Here is an 18,592-nt window from a genome sequence, read left to right as displayed (position 1 = left end):
TCCAAGAGACAACATAATATGAGCGCAGACATCACTTCCCCGCCGTTTTCCCTGTCCGAGTCCACCATGAGCGAAGCCGACCACGCCGTCATGCACAACACCATGCGCAAGCAGCGGATCCAGGACTTCATCTTCCACAAGGTGACGATGAGCTTCGCGCTGTCGGTGCTGCTGGTGCTGATCGGCATCATCGCGCTGCTGGTCAAGGGCGCCTGGCCCGCCTTCCACGAGTTCGGCCCGGCCTTCATCACCACCGTCGAATGGGACCCGGTCAACGACAAGTATGGCGCCCTGATCGCCATCGTCGGCACCCTGGCCACCTCCGGCATCGCCTTGCTGATCGCCTTCCCGGTCAGCTTCGGCATCGCCCTGTTCCTCACCGAGATCTGCCCGACCTGGTTGCGCCGCCCGATGGGCACCGCCGTCGAGCTGCTGGCCGGCGTGCCGTCGATCATCTACGGCATGTGGGGCCTGTTCGTCTTCGCGCCCTTGTTCGCCGACTACGTCCAGCCGCTGCTGAAGAACACCATCGGCCACCTGCCCGTCGTCGGCCAGCTGTTCAACGGCCCGACCATGGGCATCGGCATCCTCACCGCCGGCCTGATCCTGGCGGTGATGATCATCCCCTTCATCTCCTCGGTGATGCGCGACGTGTTCGAGATCGTGCCGGCCGTGCTGAAGGAATCGGCCTACGGCCTCGGTTGCACCAAGTGGGAAGTGGTGCGCAAGATCGTGCTGCCGTACACCAAGACCGGCGTGGTCGGCGGCGTCATGCTGGGCCTCGGCCGCGCGCTGGGCGAGACCATGGCGGTGACCTTCGTCATCGGCAACGCCAACAAGCTGTCGTGGTCGCTGTTCGCCGCCGGCAACAGCATCGCCTCGACCCTGGCCAACGAGTTCGCCGAGGCCGAGTCGACCCTGCACGTCTCCTCGTTGTTCGCGCTGGCGCTGATCCTGTTCATCATCACCTTTATCGTTTTGTCGGCCGCCAAGATCATGCTGGCCGGCATGTCCCGCAAGGAAGGCGTCAAATAATGAGCCAAGCTAACGTCACCCCCATCGACGCATCGGTCCAGTTCAACCCGCAGTTGAACCCGGTCTACCGCAAGCGCCTGTTCGTCCACCGCGTCGGCATCGCGCTGTCGGTGGCCGCCATGTCGCTCGGCCTGATCTTCCTGGTGTGGATCCTGGCCACCTTGTTGTTCAAGGGCTTCGGCGCGCTCAGCGTGGCGATGTTCACGCAGACCACGCCGGCCCCCGGCAGCGAGGGCGGCGGTCTGCTCAACGCCATCGTCGGCAGCCTGATGCTGGTCGGCCTGGCCACCCTGATCAGCACGCCGATCGGCATCCTGTCGGGCATCTACCTGGCCGAGTACGGCGAGGAGAACAAGATCGCCCACCTGACCCGCTTCGTCACCGACATCATGCTGTCGGCGCCGTCGATCGTCATCGGCCTGTTCGTGTATGCCATCTACGTCGCCAACGTCAAGCACTTCTCCGGTTACGCCGGCACCATGGCGCTGGCCCTGATCGCCGTGCCGGTGGTGGTGCGCACCACCGACAACATGCTGCGCCTGGTGCCCAACAGCCTGCTCGAAGCCGCCTTCGCCCTCGGCGCGCCGCGCTGGAAGGTGGCCCTGCTGGTGCGCCTGCGCGCCGTCAAGGCCGGCGTGGTGACCGGCGTGCTGCTGGCGCTGGCGCGCATCTCCGGCGAGACCGCGCCGCTGCTGTTCACCGCCTTGAACAACCAGTTCTTCAGCGCCGACATGAACCGGCCGCTGGCCAACCTGCCGGTGGTGATCTACCAGTACGCCATGAGCCCTTACGACAACTGGCGCGAGCTGGCCTGGGGCGGCGCGCTGTTGGTGACCTTTAGCGTGCTGGCGCTGAACATCCTGTCGCGCACCCTGTTCAGCCAAAAAATCCCGAATTGAACGATACTGAACGACTCTGATAAAGCGATCAATAATGAATACGCAACTGACCCCTGAGAACACCGCCGCCATGACCGCCAAGCGCAAGACCATCGAAATTTCGGGTTTGAACTTCTTCTACGGCAAAACCCAGAGCCTGACCAACGTCAACCTGGACATCCACGAGAAGCAGGTGACGGCCTTCATCGGCCCCTCCGGCTGCGGCAAGTCGACCCTGCTGCGCACCCTCAACCGCATGTACGACCTGTATCCCGGCCAGCGCGCCGAGGGCCAGATCGTGTATCGCGGCCGCAACATCCTCGACGCCGGCCAGGACGTCAACATGCTGCGCGCCAAGGTCGGCATGGTGTTCCAGAAGCCGACGCCGTTCCCGATGTCGGTCTACGACAACATCGCCTTCGGCGTGCGCCTGTACGAGGACCTGTCGAAGGGCGAGATGGACGAGCGCGTCGAATGGGCGCTGAAGAAGGCCGCGCTGTGGGGCGAGGTCAAGGACAAGTTGAGCAAGAGCGGCCTGAGCCTGTCGGGCGGCCAGCAGCAACGCCTGTGCATCGCCCGCGGCGTCGCCGTCAAGCCGGACGTGCTGCTGCTCGACGAGCCGACCTCGGCGCTGGACCCGATCTCGACCTCGAAGGTGGAAGAGCTGATCAGCGAGCTCAAGCAGGACTACACCATCGCCATCGTCACCCACAATATGCAGCAGGCCGCCCGTTGCTCCGACTACACCGCCTATATGTACCTGGGCGAGCTGGTCGAGTTCGGCGAGACCGACCAGATCTTCATGAATCCGGCGCGCAAGGAAACCCAGGATTACATCACTGGCCGTTTCGGCTGATCGCCATCCCAACAAACTAGAACGCATCAAACGGAGAGACAGCATGTTAGGCGAGCATTCATCCAAGCAGTACGACAACGAATTAGAAGCAATCCGCTCCAAGGTATTGCTGATGGGCGGCATCGTCGAGACCCAGTTCCTCGACGCCATGACCTGCTTCCGCATCGGCAACCCGGAGCGCGCCGACCGCGTCATGCGCGAGGACGACACCGTCAACCAGCTCGAAGTGTCGCTCGACGACGCCTGCAGCCACCTGATCGTGCGCCGCCAGCCGGCCGCCAACGACCTGCGCACCATCATGGCGACGATCAAGGTCATCACCGACCTCGAACGCATCGGCGACGAGGCCACCAAGATCGCCCGCGTCGCCAAGAGCCTGCACGGCCGCGGCACGGTCACCGTCAACCATTACGAGATGGTGCGCGGCATCGCCAACAGCGCCAGCGACATGCTGCACGACGCCCTCGACGCCTTCGCCCGCAACGACGGCAGCCAGGCGCTGCAGTTGATCGCCCAGGACGCCGTGATCGACCACGAGTTCCGTTCCATCATGCGCAATCTGATCACCTTCATGATGGAAGATCCGCGTACAATCTCGGCCGCGCTGGACACCTTGTGGGTGGCCAAGGCGATCGAGCGCATCGGCGACCACGCCAAGAACATCGCCGAGTACGTGATCTATGTGGTCGAGGGCAAGGACATCCGCCACAGCAAGACCGCGCTCCTGCCGGACGAGCTTTCGAAATAAGAGTTATGGCATCTGATAAAACCACGGTATTAATAGTTGAAGACGAACCGGCGATCGTCGAACTGGTCACTTTTTCGCTGCGCGAGGCCGGCTGGAACTGCTGCGCCGTCGCCAGCGTGGCCGAGGCCTGGGAGTTCATCCAGACCCGCACGCCGCAACTGATCCTGCTCGACTGGATGCTGCCCGACCAGACCGGTCTGCGCCTGCTGGCGCGCATCCGCTCCGACCGCCAGTTCGGCACCATCCCGGTCATCATGTTGACCGCCAAGAGCATGGAGGAGGACAAGCTGGCCGGCCTCAACAGCGGCGCCGACGACTACGTCACCAAGCCGTTCTCGCCGCGCGAGTTGTTGGCCCGCGCCAAGGCGCTGCTGCGCCGCAAGAGCCCGGAGCACGCCCAGGCCACCATGCGCGCCGGCAACGTCATGCTCGATCCGGTCAGTTGCACCGTCTCGATGGACCAGCAGAAGATCGACATCGGCCACGCCGAGTACAAGCTGCTGAAGTTCCTGCTGGCCCACCCGGAGCGGGTGTTCTCGCGCAGCCAGTTGCTCGACAAGGTGTGGGGCGACCACGTGGTGATCGAGGAGCGCACCGTCGACGTCCACGTGCTGCGCCTGCGCAAGGCGCTGAAGGAGGCCGAGCACCTGATCAAGACCGTGCGCAGCGTCGGCTACATGTTGTCGGAAAAATAAGCGACAATCACTGCTTCGACCATCACCGCCACAATTCTTGCGCCACTTTCAATTATGAATCCTAAACTGCTGTTCTGGGTGCCCGCCGCGCTACGCATGGGCATCATCCTGGCCGGCGTGGGCGTGCTCGGTTTCCTCTTCGGCGCCATGCCGGCGCTGATCGTCGCCTGCATCGCCATGGCCCTGCTGGTGTTCGTCCAGCTCGGCTATCTGTACCAGCTCAGCGACTGGCTCGACCATCCGCACAGCGCCAAGCTGCCCGACGGCTGGGGCGCCTGGACCAACATCTTCTCGCGCCTGTACCGCCTGCGCCGCGACGACGAGAAGAACCAGGCCGAGCTGACCGAGTGGCTGGCCCGTTTCCGCCAGGCCATGCACCTGCTGCCCGACGGCGTGGTCATCATGGACGACGTGCTGTTCCTCGAATGGTGCAATCCGGCCGCCGAGCAACACCTGGGCCTGACCCACGAGCGCGACAAGGGCATGCGCGTGACCAACCTGGTGCGCAGCCCGGATTTCATGGACTACATCATCCTCGGCCGCTACGAGCAGCCGCTGACCTTGAGCTTCCGCGAGCGCAAGCTGATCGTCCACATCATTCCCTTCGAGAACCGGCGGCAGATCCTGGTGACCCACGACGCCACCGAGACCGAGCGCACCGAGATGATGCGCCGCGACTTCATCGCCAACGCCTCGCACGAGCTGCGCACGCCGTTGACGGTGATCGTCGGCTTCCTCGAGATCGCCGCCTCCGAGCAGCTCGACCAGGCCACCCGCATGGCCCACCTGAAGTTGATGACGGAGCAGGGCCACCGCATGCAGCACCTGATCGAGGACATGCTGACCCTGTCGCGGCTGGAGTCGGTCGATTATCCGATGCGGCCCGAACGGGTCGACGTGCTCAAGCTGATGGGCCAGATCCAGCGCGACGCCCGCGCCCTGTCGGCCGGCAAGCACGAGATCGGCATGGACGTCGACGGCCCCGACATCCTGGGCAGTTACGACGAGCTGTACAGCGCCTTCGGCAACCTGGCCTCGAACGCGGTGCGCTACACGCCGGCCGGCGGCACCATCCACCTCGAGTGGAAAGAGGGGCCGGCCGGGGCCAGGTTCAGCGTGGTCGACACCGGCATCGGCATCAGTCCCGAGCACATCTCGCGGCTGACCGAGCGTTTCTACCGGGTCGACAAGAGCCGTTCGCGCGAGACCCAGGGCACCGGCCTGGGCCTGGCGATCGTCAAGCACGTGCTGCTGCGCCACGGCGGCACCTTGCAGATCAAGTCGGAGGCCGGCAAGGGCAGCAGCTTCATCGTCTGCATGCCGAAGGCGGCCATCGCGCCGCGCCAACCCGAGTTGCTGCTGAATTAGATTGTCGCCCTGGCGGCTCAATGTTAGCCGAGCCCCGCAAGCGAAGGGGGCTGAACAAACCATTAGCCTCCTCGTCGGGACGCCCAGCGGGTTGGCTTTTTTGTCGGCCGTGGCCGCATGCGGGAACCGTGCTACGTCCCCGATTTTCCCAAATCAAATAGCTTATTCGTCGAAATACTTTTCGCCACTCGGCCAGTAGACCTTCCGGGTCTTCGGCAATCCCTTATCGAAAATTCCTCTTTCGATTGAACAGCCTGGAGCGCCAACTTCTCGAAAGCTGAATCACTGTAATAAATCGTCAACATGGTTTGCCATGTCTTCGTAATTTTTTTATCACATACGGGATGAACATATGCCACTGTAGGTAACCTAGCATGAAATATGCTACCCATACGAGAACTAGAGAAACATACGAGATCTTGTAGGTAACTGAGAAGCCTTCATCTAACGCCCAGAGCACAAATGAAACCAGGAGTCCCGCAGGGAAAGAGATTATACTCATAAGCCACGTTAGAACATCAAAAATACCGTTGTCACGTATTTTGTAAAAATATTCAAGTGTTACATAGAGGATGAAGAGGGCCGTACTAATCCATGTAATTTTAAGAATTTTCATGACCATTGGCATGTTCCTTACTTGATTTTGCACTGCTTCTTGCAGAGGCTATTTGCAGCATCATCGTACTCTTGGCAGTCAGTACCGATGGGTATGCCATACTTGGGGCGTGGCTTGCTCCATTCATCCATTCATCCATCAAACATTTTTCAAAGCAGTCAGCCATTGCACGACTTGGGGATGCTGGCCGACGGTTTGTCGGAAAAACGCGCCATGATCTTCCTGGCGCGACTGTCAAGGCGGCTGTCCCCGAGGTCCATGTCAGCAAACTCCACGTCCGTCCAGTGCGTCGATTCGGTCATTATTGCGCCAGCCAAAAAACCAAGAGTAAACCTGAAAATTCAACCGTTTACAACTACTTTCGTAAGTGCTTGAATGTAGACGGACTTATCGCCCGCTCCATTGTCGGTCAGGCAAGATTCGCCAGCTGTCGAGATGTGTATAAACCTATGGATCAGGCCATCCGGCAGGACGGGGGAAGCTGATGCGCGGACCGCCAGGAACATTGCACCTTGCTGTGTCACCAGAGGCAACACAATCTAACCCATTGGGATCAAATTGACTTATCGGGTTGCCGCCGACGTAGCCGTAGGTGTTGGCGCCTCCGCCGAGCCCGATCGGATCACTCTGCACGTATCTGCCCGTCTGCGGATCATAATCCTTATAGTAGTTGTAATGTCTACCGAACCCGTGCGCGACGTTGGCTAACAATATCACGCAGTCGCCCAAGTAACCACCACTGCACCGCTCCAGCAATCAGACAGAATGCCCACGCACACGCCAATCGCATCATCACACTGTTCTTCATATAAGGTTCGGCCCAGTTCAGCACCACAGGGAAACTCAATGACGAAGGAAAAACCATAATAATGGCGGCGTAAGTAAATATCAACTCGCCCGCCTTGGCCTGCTCTTCTCCAAGACTTGAAAAAATTAGAGCTACCCCGAGCACAAGTGTCGTGCCAACTAGCCAGTTCTTTAGCGCGATATGTCGATTTTCCTTTGCTAGAAATGGTCCAACTAGAATACATATCAGCGAAATAACGGAAATTGGAAGTATAGATAGCATAAATGCGCCAAATGATCGATCACCAATCAAGTCAAACATCAGTGCTGCAAATAGAATTAGCAAATAAAGGGCTAATACACCATAGTCACCGCCCCGTACTCGGTGGATTAGCGTAGTCATTTATGGGCCTTGCAGGTACTTTGACACTGCGCAAGAGTGTCCTTTGCCCAATCTTGGCAGTTCTGTCCATTATTAGTTAGGCCGCTTAACATCAACGCATATAGCGGTCGTGAGGAAGCGAACTTTCCCATTAAGCATTTTTCGATGCATTCATTATCATCTTCCGCTTTCTTGCATTCGGCACCAGACTCCGCCGTACCGTCCCCCTTACTCGGTGTTCCTGGGCTCCATGGTCCACCTGTGCGGTCCTGTCCGCCGGTGATAATTGAACCATCTGGACGAATGATCCCGATGAACTGGTGAAACAGTGGATTTGAATCTGGCGAATAGGCAAACCGCCCCAGAGCACCTAGTGCATGTAACGGCTGGGTGCACATATATGTAGCTAAACCCATTGGATCTGACTTTACAATAGGTGCCGCATCGGCATAAGTGTATGTGTTGATGCCGCCCTTTAATCCAATCGGATCAGATTGCATATACCGCCCCGTCTGCGGATCGTAATCCCTGAAGTAGTTGTAATGAAGATTTGTTTCTTTGTCATACAGCTGCCCGGGGAAGCGCAGGTTATAGGTAAAGAAACCCTGTCCGGAAGGGTTTTCATTCGGCTGCTGCAAGCCGAACGGGTCCGCGCTTTCCCAGCGCCAGACAATCTTGCCGTCCACCGCGCGGGCTATCACTCGCGGCGTATTGATCTGGTCTGTGTAGATGTAATACACGCCGACCTCGCCGGACGCGCTTGGCCGCAGCGTCGCAACCGGCTGGTCGCCAAGATAGATCGTCTCCTGTATCAGCACGCCCCCCGCGCCATATTCGCCGATCAAATGGCCATCCTCGTCATACGCGTAGTAGTTCACGCCGGTGGACACCAAGGCCCCGGTCTTGCTCACGCGCTGCCCCATGCCGTTGTAGAGATAGCTGGTCGTGCCACTGCCATTGGTCGCGCTGCGCATCCGGCCCGCGTCGTTGTAGGCAAACTGCGTCGTGCCATCGCTGGTCATATTGCCTGCGGCGTTATAGCCGTAGACTTTTGCGGGAGAGGGGCCGGCGGCGGCGCTCAAACGGTTGCTGCCAGGATCTACAGTGTTCGTGTAGCTCGCCGCCCCGAAGGTGGCGCGGATGCGGTTTCCGCTCGCGTCGTATGCAAATGCCTGGCTTGTGCCGGTGGCGAGGAAGCCCGTTAGGCGATCCAAGCCGTCATAGGAGTACGTCTGGTCAAAGGGTGAGGCGCCGGCGCCGCCGTGGTGGAAAATGCGCGCCAGCCGGCCTGCGTCGTCGTAGGACAAGGAACGGGTCAAACCGGGATCGGCTGCCGCCCCGGCACTGGCAATGCCACCCAACGACAAACTACTTAGCCGTCCGTCCAAATCGAATGCACGCTGGTATGGTTTGACCACACCTCCGCCCCAGTTCCAAGAGACAGCGGCACCAAAGGGCGCGTACTCGATTTGACTCAACAACGGCGTGCTGACTGGATTGAGGTCGACGCGATTATTCACCGCAAGCGTGATGCCCGTCACTTGCCCCAGCGCGTCGTAGTCATACAGAACCATATTCCCGCTGGGGTAGGTGACTTGGGTTGTTTTCCCGGTCGCGCCACCGCTCGTGCCGTATTGGTACATCATCCCCAAAGTCAAGCCGGACGGGGCTATGCTTTGATGTTTTCGATTCACGCGCCCAAGGCCCGTATACGAATAGAAACTTCTACCCACCCCGTCCGTCATGGTACTGAGATGGCCGGTGGACGGCGATGCTTTAACAACGCCGTCGTAGCTGAAGCTGACGGCCGGATCGCTGGGATAGGCAATTTGCGTGACGCGATTGATTGCATCGTAAGTGTAGGTCGTGGTCACTCCGCGCGCGTCGGTGACGGTGGCGACATTTCCCGCGAGGTCAAACGTCCTGCTCGTCCGGCCACTGTCGGGACTGATCAATACGCTTTGATTGCCCAAGCCATCGTTTGTATAGGCGGTTCGCAAATTGCGCGGATCAATCACAGTCAACAACTGATCTCGCCCGTCATAACCATAGGTGATCGCTGGCTGGGCAACGCCGGCGGCAGGCATCGGCAGCAGAATCCGAGTCTGACGGCCGAGCGCGTCGTATGTCGATTCCTTGACCTGACCAAGCGCCGAGCTGGTCTTTGTCAAATTGCCATTTGCGTCGTATTGGTAGCTACTGACAACTTGTTGCTCCGCGTGAGCAGCGCCACGCTGGGCAAGCAGGACGAAGGCAAGGCGGGACGCGCCATGCCAAAAAGTGTGGCCGCTCATGGCTGAACTCCCGTAACTTGTTGCAGACGGTTCAACGCGTCAAAGACACGTGTGACCTTGCGCACTAGAACACCGCTCGCATCCTTCGTCTGCTCGACGGTTCGATTACCCATGCCGTCAAGCAGATACTCGATCTTGTTTCCGGCGTCGTCGGTCAGTTCCGTAAGCCGGTGGGCAGGGTCATAGGCATAGAAGAGATGGGAGTTATCCGGCATCGTTACTTGAATCAATTGCCCCGCAGGATCGTAGGCGTAGCGAGTGGTTTCGGTAAACGGGGCGGCTATAGCTTGGCGCGATATCAACCAGCCACGCGCGTTGTAGGCGAGGTCGGTGACGGCTCCGGCGGCATCAACGATGCGGCCGGCTCGTCCATTTTGGTCGTGCGCCGACATCCGCGTGATGTGGCCGACGGCATTCACCGACTGGATCAAATTGCCATGTTCGTCATAGGAAAGCTGGGTAGTCTGACCGCGCGGATCGGTACTGCTCAGCATTTGGCCGAGAGCGTTATAGGTATAGGTCAAATTGCGGGCTGGGCCGACAGCCGTGGCGGCAAATGCTTGCGTTCCCGATTGGTCACTTGTGGCCTGTTCCGTTTTTGTCAGGCGGTTGCCATTGACGTCGTAGGTGAATGACGTCAGACGCAACGGTTCAGCAATTTTCATAGGAAGCCGGAACGTTCCATGCCAGCGCGTGCTGGTCAAACGTGCAAGGGCGGTGCCGGAAGCCTCCAACCTGCTTAGTTCCAGGTTGCGTACCAGATCGTATGTGAAGATTGTTTTATTGCCGGAAAAATCAGTGGAGGTAGCGATGTTGCCGTTGCTGTCATAGCTCATTAAATGGGATGCCGCCGCACAGCCGGACCCGGCCGGCTGGCTGATCTCGCTCACCTTCAAGGCGCCAAGCACGGTAGTGAATTCGTAATCGCGCGCCGTGTTTAGCGCGTCGACGACCGAGGTTTTCCCTGCGGAATAGGTCAATTGGAATCGATCGGCACCCCCGGCGTGCTCTGTGCCGATGCCACGGCCCGTCGCATCGTAGGCATAGCTCGCGTAGCGTCCCTCTTTTTCATCCAGCACGCCAGTCAGCGCATTTGGCAAAGCAGCACCGGAGGTGAAATTAGGCTCGCCGTAGAGATAGCTTCGAACCGGCTTCTGCGAGGTGGTCTCAGGATAGGTGATGCTCACAAGGCGTTTGGCCGCATCGTATGCAAATTGATAGGCATCGCCAGCAGGGGATGTCATCGAGTTCATGCTTCGGCTGGCATTCCAGGTGAAATTCAACTGCCGCCCAAACGAGTCGGCAACTCGAATCAATAAATTCGGTGCGGGTGCAACGGCAATGTCCGTTGCGGCAGTGCTGTAGGACAGCGTCTGGGTGACGCCGCTACGTGCCTTGATCTGAACAAGCTGGCCAGCCGCGTCATAGGTCTCTGTCGAGTCGTCCGCAGCCTGAAGTACCTGCCATCCCAGCAAGCCGCCGACGGCGTCAAGCCGACGGGTAAGCACATCAAGCATATCAGCGTCGGGACGCCAATTCCCCGCTGACAAACGATAGAAGAGAATACGCCCGTCATGCCGGTATAGCGCAACCGTGGTCGCATCGATGGGAACGATCCGGCGATCAAAATTGGACCGCCAGAGCATTCCCAAGGAACCATTGGCGGCCGCCGCAGGCGAGCTATTGTAGTATCGGACAAAGGACAAGGGAAAGCCGCCCGTGCCTTCATAGTCCCGTTCGATGAGTGATTTGTTCCCAGTGCCGCTGTCAATTGGATTGCCTATCGTTCTTTGGCAAGAATTAATGTCTTTAGGAATAATTCCGCAATACCGATAAATTCGATCCAATTTAGATGTGCAGTAATATGTGTTAAGACTTACACTGGCGCCGACTGCAATATATGGACACGTCTCGGTTCCTGGAACGGCTCTTGATTCTTGATAGAGAGGAAAACACACTTCGTCACCCGATTCAGCGACTGCGGTGGTGCACGTGAGCCAAGCCGCCAACAATAGAGGACTACGGGAGGCCATTTTTCGGAATCGGAACCAAATTGATTTGATTGATAATGATGCCGAGATGGAGCAAGCTTGAGAATAAGTATACATAACAACTATTTCCTAAGAAATCTATCATGACCCCAATATGGGAATAATTCCAATCGCAAGAATTTTCGCGTAAAAAATCGAAAGAGGAACCAAATCAAAAAAACATTTCGAGGTAGAGATGAATTAAAAAAATCCAAGCATGAGTTCGTTTTCGTCAATGTAGGGCATTGAGATATGCGAGGATGTCGAATAAAGCAAATATCTTCTACCTTTCATTTTTAATTCCCGCAAGACACAATTAAAAAAAGAAAGGACTTTCAGTCGTAACTGGAAAAATTTATTTATCTGAGAATATGTGGACGGCCATTCAACATGACTTCGATGGGTGGGTTCGAGCGGCGGCTTTCGCGTCGACAAGAGCCGCTCGCGCGAAACCCAGGGCACCGGCCTGGGCCTGGCGATCGTCAAGCACGTGCTGCTGCGCCACGGCGGCACCTTGCAGATCAAGTCGGAGGCCGGCAAGGGCAGCAGCTTCATCGTCTGCATGCCGAAGGCGGCCATCGCGCAGCGCCAACCCGAGTTGCTGCTGAATTAAGCCCGCTTCGAATCGGCGCAAACCCGTCGTTCTCGCGCAAGCGGGAACCCATGCCGCGCCAAACTGCGCGCGGCATATGGCTTGCCGCCTGCGCGGCGGTGCGCCGATGCGCTACGACGGCTATTTGAGGTGGCGGCTGCGTCACTTACGTTACAATCTGCTGCGCCAATACAGCAGACCAGAACACCACATGCATCCAAGACGTACCGCCCTCATCGCTCTCGCCACCCTGGCCGCGCTGGCCCTCAGCGCCTGCAAGACCGTTCCCACCGTGCCGGAGGCGCCGCCCCAGGTGGCCGCGCCGGCGCCGCCGCGCAAGATCAAGATCGGCCTGGCGCTGGGCGGCGGCGCCGCGCGCGGCTTCGCCCACATCGGCGTCATCAAGGCGCTCGAATCGCAGGGCATCTATCCGGACATCGTGGTCGGCACCAGCGCCGGCAGCGTGGTCGGCGCCCTCTACGCGGCCGGCAACACCGGCTTCCAGCTGCAAAAGATCGCCTTCGACATGGACGAGGCCGCCATTTCCGACTGGGCGCTGCCGCTGTTCGGCAAGAGTTCCGGCGTGCTCAAGGGCGAGGCCCTGCAAAGCTATGTCAACAAGGCGGTCAACAACGCGCCGCTGGAAAAGCTCAAGCTGCCCTTCGGCGCGGTGGCCTCGGACCTGAGGAGCGGCCAGCCGATCCTTTTCCAGCGCGGCAACACCGGCATGGCCGTGCGCGCCTCCTCGGCCGTGCCGGGCGTGTTCCAGCCGGTCGTCATCGGCGGCCGCAGCTATGTCGACGGCGGCCTGGTGGCGCCGGTGCCGGTGCGCTTCGCCCGCGACATGGGGGCCGACTTCGTCATCGCCGTCAACATCTCGACCCAGGCCGACGTGCAGGCCACGGTCAGCTCGCTCGACGTCATCATGCAAACCTTCAGCATCATGGGCCAGCGCATCAACCAGTTCGAGCTGAAGGACGCCGACGTGGTGATCCTGCCGGCGCTGGGCAAGATGGCCGGCAACGACTTCAACGGCCGCAACCAGGCCATCCTGGCCGGCGAGCAGGCCGCCTTCGCGGTGATGCCGCAATTGAAGGCCAGGCTGGAAGCCAAGCGCAAGCCCTAGGCGCCGGTCCGGCGCAACAAACAATCGCAGTAAAAGTCGTACAATTCGGCTTCTTTTTTGAGGGAAATGACATGCAAACCAAACCAGTATTGACGCTCGCGGACGTCAAAAAAATCGCCGCCGCCGCCGAAGCGGAAGCCGTGGCCAACAATTGGGCCGTGGTGATCGCCATCGTCGACGACGGCGGCCACCTGCTGTGGCTGCAACGCCAGGACGGCGCCGCGCCGCTGTCGGCCCACATCGCCCCGGCCAAGGCCAAGACCGCCGCGCTGGGTCGCCGCGAGTCGCGCATCTATGAAGAGATGATCAACGGCGGCCGCGTCTCCTTCCTCAGCGCGCCCGAGATCGAAGGCATGCTCGAAGGCGGCGTGCCCATCGTCGTCGACGGCCATTACGTCGGCGCGGTCGGCGTGTCCGGCGTCAAATCGGCGGAAGACGCGCAGATCGCCAAGGCCGGCATCGCCGCGCTGAACTAAATTTCGGTGGGCGGGGCGCGCGCCGCGCTCTTTGTCCAACTGGCAAAAAATGCCGCCCCGGCCCGCCGGGCGGCATTTTTTATGTGCCGCCGGGCATTGCCAAACAGGGGAGATTTGGTTATAATTCAAAGGTTTAGCCAATCACACACATACCGTAGCGACTACCACACATCCCTTCATTCACATGACCAAAAAATCCTGAGCGCAACGGCTCGGGATGCATGGCGGTCGGCTTGACGTGGCGCAGCTACGGTAACTTTATCAGGAGTTGCCCTTGCCGCCATTTTTTTCTGGCCCTTCCGTTCCAGCCATCCTCGCGCTCGCTGACGGAACCATCTTCAAAGGTTTTTCCATCGGTGCCGCCGGCCACACCACCGGCGAGGTGGTGTTCAACACCTCCATGACCGGTTACCAGGAAATCCTTACCGACCCGAGCTATTGCCGCCAGATCGTCACGCTGACGTATCCGCACATCGGCAACACCGGCATCAATGCCGAGGACGTCGAGTCCTCGAAGGTCCACGCCGCCGGCCTGATCATCCGTGATCTGCCCTTGATGGCCTCGAATTTCCGCTCCACCCAGTCGCTGGCCGACTACCTGAAGGCCGAGAACATCGTCGCCATCGCCGGTATCGACACGCGCAAGCTGACCCGCATCCTGCGCGAAAAAGGTGCGCAGGGCGGCGCCATCCTGGTCGGCACCCAGGGCAACGAGCCGTCCGTCGCCCAGGCGCTGGAACTGGCCCGTTCCTTCCCCGGCCTGGCCGGCATGGACCTGGCCAAGGTGGTCTCGACCAAGACCGCCTACGAGTGGAGCGAGTCCGAATGGGCGCTGGGCGAGGGCTATGGCAAACAAGCCGAGCCCAAGTTCCACGTGGTCGCCTTCGACTTCGGCGTCAAGCGCAACATCCTGCGCATGCTGGCCCAGCGCGGCTGCAAAGTGACGGTGCTGCCGGCCCAGTCGTCGGCCGCCGACGCGCTGGCGCTGAACCCGGACGGCGTCTTCCTGTCGAACGGCCCCGGCGATCCGGAACCTTGCGACTACGCCATCGCGGCGACCAAGGAGCTGATCGAGAAGGGCATTCCCGTCTTCGGCATCTGCCTGGGTCACCAGATCATGGCGCTGGCCTCCGGCGCGAAAACCTTGAAAATGAAGTTCGGCCACCACGGCGCCAACCACCCGGTGCAGGACCTGGACAGCAAGAAAGTGATGATCACCTCGCAGAACCACGGTTTCGCCGTGGACGCCGCGACCCTGCCGGCCAACTGCCGCGTCACCCACAGCTCCTTGTTCGACGGTTCCCTGCAGGGCTTCGCCCGCACCGACAGGCCGGCGTTCTGCTTCCAGGGCCACCCTGAAGCCTCGCCCGGCCCGACTGACGTCGCTTACCTGTTTGACCGCTTCATCGGCCTGATGGAAGCTACGGAGAAAAAATAAGATGCCAAAACGTACAGACCTTAAAAGTATTTTGATTATTGGTGCTGGCCCGATCATTATCGGCCAGGCCTGCGAGTTCGACTATTCCGGCGCCCAGGCTTGCAAAGCCCTGCGCGAAGAGGGTTATAAAGTCATCCTGGTCAACAGCAATCCGGCGACCATCATGACCGACCCGGAAATGGCCGACGTCACCTACATCGAGCCGATCACCTGGCAGGTGGTGGAACGCATCATCGCCAAGGAACGCCCGGACGCGATCCTGCCGACCATGGGCGGCCAGACCGCGCTGAACTGCGCGCTCGACCTGTTCAACAACGGCGTGCTGGAAAAGTACAAGGTCGAACTGATCGGCGCCTCGCCGGAAGCGATCGACAAGGCCGAGGACCGCTCCAAGTTCAAGGACGCGATGACCAAGATCGGCCTGGGTTCGGCCAAGTCGGGCGTCGCCCACACGATGGACGAGTCGTGGGCGGTGCAACGCACGCTGGGCTTCCCGGTCATCATCCGTCCGTCGTTCACCATGGGCGGCACCGGCGGCGGCATCGCCTACAACGAGGAAGAGTTCGAGACCATCTGCAAACGCGGCCTGGAAGCCTCGCCGACCTCGGAACTGCTGATCGAAGAATCGCTGATCGGCTGGAAAGAGTACGAGATGGAAGTGGTGCGCGACAAGGCGGACAACTGCATCATCATCTGCTCGATCGAAAACCTGGACCCGATGGGCGTGCACACCGGCGACTCGATCACCGTGGCGCCGGCGCAAACGCTGACCGACAAGGAATACCAGATCATGCGCAACGCCTCGCTGGCGGTGCTGCGCGAGATCGGCGTCGACACCGGCGGCTCGAACGTGCAGTTCTCGATCAATCCCGAAGACGGCCGCATGATCGTCATCGAGATGAATCCGCGCGTCTCGCGTTCGTCGGCGCTGGCCTCGAAGGCGACCGGCTTCCCGATCGCCAAGGTGGCGGCCAAGCTGGCCGTCGGCTTCACGCTCGACGAGCTGCGCAACGAGATCACCGGCGGCGCGACCCCGGCCTCGTTCGAACCGTCGATCGATTACGTGGTCACCAAGATCCCCCGTTTCACGTTCGAGAAATTCCCCACCGCCGACCATCATCTGACCACCCAGATGAAATCGGTGGGCGAGGTGATGGCGATCGGCCGCACCTTCCAGGAATCGTTCCAGAAGGCCCTGCGCGGCCTGGAGGTCGGCGTCGACGGCCTGAACGAGAAGACCAAGGACCGCGAGAAGATCGAAGAGGAACTGGGCGAGCCCGGTCCCGAGCGCATCTGGTACGTGGGCGACGCCTTCGCCCAGGGCTTCACGCTGGAAGAAGTGCATGCGCTGACCCATATCGATCCGTGGTTCCTGATCCAGATCAAAGAGATCGTCGACCTGGAACTGTGGCTGGACACGCAGAAGCTGGAACAGCTGGACAAGACCACGCTGTACAAGCTCAAGCAAAAAGGCTTCTCGGACCGCCGTCTGGGCTTCCTGCTGCAAACCACCGACACCGCCGTGCGCCTGCAACGCCACGCCATGAACATCCGTCCGGTGTACAAGCGGGTCGACACCTGCGCCGCCGAGTTCTCGACCGACACCGCCTACATGTACTCGACCTACGACGAGGAATGCGAGTCGAATCCTAGCGACAAGAAAAAGATCATGGTGCTGGGCGGTGGCCCGAACCGTATCGGCCAGGGTATCGAGTTCGACTACTGCTGCGTCCACGCCGCGCTGGCGATGCGCGAGGACGGTTACGAGACCATCATGGTCAACTGCAACCCGGAGACCGTGTCGACCGATTACGACACCTCGGACCGCCTGTACTTCGAATCGCTGACCCTGGAGGACGTGCTGGAAATCGTCGCCATCGAAAAACCGGTCGGCGTCATCGTCCAATACGGTGGCCAGACCCCGCTGAAGCTGGCGCTGGACCTGGAAGCGAACGGCGTGCCGATCATCGGCACCTCGCCGGACATGATCGACGCCGCCGAGGACCGCGAGCGTTTCCAGCAACTGCTGCACAAGCTGGACCTGCGCCAACCGCCCAACCGCACCGCCCGCACCGAAGAGGACGCGCTGCGTCTGGCGCAGGAAATCGGTTACCCGCTGGTGGTGCGTCCATCCTACGTGCTGGGCGGCCGGGCGATGGAAATCGTCCACGAGCAACGCGACCTGGAGCGCTACATGCGCGAAGCGGTCAAGGTCTCGCACGATTCGCCGGTGCTGCTGGACCGCTTCCTGAACGACGCCATCGAGTGTGACGTCGACTGCATCTCCGACGGCGAAACCACCTTCATCGGCGGCGTCATGGAGCACATCGAACAAGCCGGCGTCCACTCGGGCGACTCGGCCTGCTCGCTGCCGCCGTACTCGCTGTCGCAGGAGACCATCGACGAGCTGAAGCGCCAAACCGCGCTGATGGCCAAGGGCCTGAACGTGATCGGCCTGATGAACGTCCAGTTCGCCATCCAGAAGCAGGAGATCGACGGCGCGATGAAGGACGTCGTCTTCGTGCTGGAAGTCAACCCGCGCGCCTCGCGCACCGTGCCTTTCGTCTCGAAAGCCACCGGTTTGCAACTGGCCAAGATCGCCGCTCGTTGCATGGTCGGCCAGACCCTGGCCTCGCAGGGCATCACCACGGAAGTGGTGCCGCCTTACTTCAGCGTCAAGGAAGCGGTGTTCCCGTTCGTCAAGTTCCCCGGCGTCGACACCATCCTCGGCCCGGAAATGAAATCGACCGGCGAAGTCATGGGCGTCGGCATCACCTTCGGCGAAGCCTTCGTCAAGTCGCAGCTGGGCGCCGGCGTGAAGTTGCCGAAGTCGGGCAAGGTCTTCCTCAGCGTCAAGGCGTCGGACAAGCCGCGCGCCGTGCAGGTGGCGCGCGACCTGGTGCAGGCCGGCTTCACGCTGGTGGCGACCAAGGGCACCGCCGCGGTGATCTCCGCCGCCGGCATCCCGGTCACCCCGGTCAACAAGATGGTCGAAGGCCGTCCGCACGTGGTCGACATGATCAAGAACCACGAAATCGTGCTGGTGATCAACACCGTGGAAGAAAAACGCAGCGCCATCACCGACTCGCGGGCCATCCGCACCTCGTCGCTGGCGGCCCGCGTGACCACCTACACGACCATCGCCGGCGCCGAAGCGGCGGTCGAGGGTATCCGTCATTTGGACGAGTTGCGTGTGTATGATTTACAAGGTCTGCATAAAACCTTACACTAAGCTTCTTTGCAGTACCCCTTAACCACAGAGCTCGCGCTGT

General features: G+C 60.2%; 15 protein-coding genes and 1 pseudogene. 11 read left to right on the top strand and 5 right to left on the bottom strand.

The genetic code is table 11. The features are described from left to right. Positions 1–66 precede the first annotated feature (66 nt). Genes pstC through phoR form a run of 6 tightly spaced genes read left to right on the top strand, consistent with a single transcriptional unit; the run spans position 67 to position 5,580 of the window. On the top strand, positions 67–1,035 hold the full coding sequence (gene pstC, locus H7U20_RS22835) for a phosphate ABC transporter permease subunit PstC (RefSeq protein ID WP_370593236.1): 969 nt from the start codon (positions 67–69) through the stop codon (positions 1,033–1,035). After that, a complete protein-coding gene (gene pstA, locus H7U20_RS22830; RefSeq protein ID WP_199761428.1) occupies positions 1,035–1,934 on the top strand; it encodes a phosphate ABC transporter permease PstA in 900 nt (299 codons plus the stop codon). Before pstC ends, pstA begins: the two co-directional genes overlap by 1 nt. 34 nt (positions 1,935–1,968) lie before the next feature. Continuing rightward, positions 1,969–2,769, top strand: a complete 801-nt coding sequence (pstB, locus tag H7U20_RS22825) for a phosphate ABC transporter ATP-binding protein PstB (protein ID WP_199761427.1) — start codon at positions 1,969–1,971, stop codon at positions 2,767–2,769. Between the two features lie 43 nt (positions 2,770–2,812). After that, positions 2,813–3,517, top strand: coding sequence for a phosphate signaling complex protein PhoU (gene phoU, locus H7U20_RS22820; protein ID WP_199761426.1), 705 nt, complete (start codon positions 2,813–2,815; stop codon positions 3,515–3,517). A 5-nt stretch (positions 3,518–3,522) separates the two neighbouring features. Beyond that, the gene (locus tag H7U20_RS22815; RefSeq protein WP_199761425.1) at positions 3,523–4,212 is read left to right on the top strand and encodes a response regulator; all 690 of its coding nucleotides are present in this window, start codon (positions 3,523–3,525) and stop codon (positions 4,210–4,212) included. 54 nt (positions 4,213–4,266) lie between these two features. Further along, on the top strand, positions 4,267–5,580 hold the full coding sequence (gene phoR / locus H7U20_RS22810) for a phosphate regulon sensor histidine kinase PhoR (protein ID WP_199761424.1): 1,314 nt from the start codon (positions 4,267–4,269) through the stop codon (positions 5,578–5,580). A 774-nt stretch (positions 5,581–6,354) separates the two neighbouring features. Here the strand turns inward: phoR and H7U20_RS30980 are convergent. The 5 genes from H7U20_RS30980 to H7U20_RS22785 all read right to left on the bottom strand — a co-directional run bounded on the left by H7U20_RS30980 (position 6,355) and on the right by H7U20_RS22785 (position 11,505). After that, positions 6,355–6,498 carry an IS4/Tn5 family transposase DNA-binding protein gene (locus H7U20_RS30980; RefSeq protein ID WP_199761423.1) on the bottom strand — a complete coding sequence of 48 codons (144 nt, stop codon included), beginning with the start codon at positions 6,496–6,498 and terminating at the stop codon, positions 6,355–6,357. A 145-nt stretch (positions 6,499–6,643) separates the two neighbouring features. Beyond that, positions 6,644–6,829 carry an RHS repeat-associated core domain-containing protein gene (locus H7U20_RS22800; protein WP_370593235.1) on the bottom strand — a complete coding sequence of 62 codons (186 nt, stop codon included), beginning with the start codon at positions 6,827–6,829 and terminating at the stop codon, positions 6,644–6,646. Positions 6,830–6,875: 46 nt separating this feature from the next. Further along, positions 6,876–7,385: a hypothetical protein gene (locus H7U20_RS22795; protein WP_199761608.1), complete on the bottom strand. Its 510-nt coding sequence runs from the start codon at positions 7,383–7,385 to the stop codon at positions 6,876–6,878. Beyond that, positions 7,382–9,658 carry an RHS repeat domain-containing protein gene (locus H7U20_RS22790; protein WP_199761421.1) on the bottom strand — a complete coding sequence of 759 codons (2,277 nt, stop codon included), beginning with the start codon at positions 9,656–9,658 and terminating at the stop codon, positions 7,382–7,384. The genes H7U20_RS22795 and H7U20_RS22790 overlap by 4 nt, the downstream gene beginning before the upstream one ends. Next, the gene (locus H7U20_RS22785) at positions 9,655–11,505 is read right to left on the bottom strand and encodes a DUF6531 domain-containing protein (RefSeq protein ID WP_199761420.1); all 1,851 of its coding nucleotides are present in this window, start codon (positions 11,503–11,505) and stop codon (positions 9,655–9,657) included. The genes H7U20_RS22790 and H7U20_RS22785 overlap by 4 nt, the downstream gene beginning before the upstream one ends. Positions 11,506–12,109: 604 nt before the next feature. On the opposite strand from H7U20_RS22785, the pseudogene H7U20_RS22780 reads away from it, so the two are divergent. The 5 genes and pseudogenes from H7U20_RS22780 to carB form a co-directional block, all read left to right on the top strand. Continuing rightward, positions 12,110–12,301 (top strand): annotated as a pseudogene (locus H7U20_RS22780) (ATP-binding protein); the annotation flags it as partial. Between the two features lie 190 nt (positions 12,302–12,491). Beyond that, positions 12,492–13,406 (top strand): patatin-like phospholipase family protein, encoded by a 915-nt coding sequence (locus H7U20_RS22775; protein ID WP_199761419.1) that lies wholly within the window; start codon positions 12,492–12,494, stop codon positions 13,404–13,406. Positions 13,407–13,477: 71 nt separating this feature from the next. Then, on the top strand, positions 13,478–13,882 hold the full coding sequence (locus H7U20_RS22770) for a GlcG/HbpS family heme-binding protein (protein ID WP_093388572.1): 405 nt from the start codon (positions 13,478–13,480) through the stop codon (positions 13,880–13,882). A gap of 274 nt (positions 13,883–14,156) precedes the next feature. Further along, positions 14,157–15,320, top strand: coding sequence for a glutamine-hydrolyzing carbamoyl-phosphate synthase small subunit (carA, locus tag H7U20_RS22765; protein ID WP_199761418.1), 1,164 nt, complete (start codon positions 14,157–14,159; stop codon positions 15,318–15,320). A gap of 1 nt (position 15,321) precedes the next feature. Continuing rightward, the gene (gene carB / locus H7U20_RS22760) at positions 15,322–18,552 is read left to right on the top strand and encodes a carbamoyl-phosphate synthase large subunit (protein ID WP_199761417.1); all 3,231 of its coding nucleotides are present in this window, start codon (positions 15,322–15,324) and stop codon (positions 18,550–18,552) included. Positions 18,553–18,592 lie beyond the last annotated feature (40 nt).

It is taken from the genome of Rugamonas violacea (assembly GCF_016461825.1).
Lineage (GTDB): Bacteria > Pseudomonadota > Gammaproteobacteria > Burkholderiales > Burkholderiaceae_D > Rugamonas.
Note: the sequence above shows the minus strand (reverse complement) of the source record. Positions and strands in the feature narration are given on the sequence as shown.

Coding starts and splice junctions, on each gene's coding strand:
- pstC (WP_370593236.1), top strand. CDS start 67: ATGAGCGAAGCCGACCACGCCGTCATGCACAACACCATGCGCAAGCAG.
- pstA (WP_199761428.1), top strand. CDS start 1,035: ATGAGCCAAGCTAACGTCACCCCCATCGACGCATCGGTCCAGTTCAAC.
- pstB (WP_199761427.1), top strand. CDS start 1,969: ATGAATACGCAACTGACCCCTGAGAACACCGCCGCCATGACCGCCAAG.
- phoU (WP_199761426.1), top strand. CDS start 2,813: ATGTTAGGCGAGCATTCATCCAAGCAGTACGACAACGAATTAGAAGCA.
- H7U20_RS22815 (WP_199761425.1), top strand. CDS start 3,523: ATGGCATCTGATAAAACCACGGTATTAATAGTTGAAGACGAACCGGCG.
- phoR (WP_199761424.1), top strand. CDS start 4,267: ATGAATCCTAAACTGCTGTTCTGGGTGCCCGCCGCGCTACGCATGGGC.
- H7U20_RS30980 (WP_199761423.1), bottom strand. CDS start 6,498: ATGACCGAATCGACGCACTGGACGGACGTGGAGTTTGCTGACATGGAC.
- H7U20_RS22795 (WP_199761608.1), bottom strand. CDS start 7,385: ATGACTACGCTAATCCACCGAGTACGGGGCGGTGACTATGGTGTATTA.
- H7U20_RS22790 (WP_199761421.1), bottom strand. CDS start 9,658: ATGAGCGGCCACACTTTTTGGCATGGCGCGTCCCGCCTTGCCTTCGTC.
- H7U20_RS22775 (WP_199761419.1), top strand. CDS start 12,492: ATGCATCCAAGACGTACCGCCCTCATCGCTCTCGCCACCCTGGCCGCG.
- H7U20_RS22770 (WP_093388572.1), top strand. CDS start 13,478: ATGCAAACCAAACCAGTATTGACGCTCGCGGACGTCAAAAAAATCGCC.
- carB (WP_199761417.1), top strand. CDS start 15,322: ATGCCAAAACGTACAGACCTTAAAAGTATTTTGATTATTGGTGCTGGC.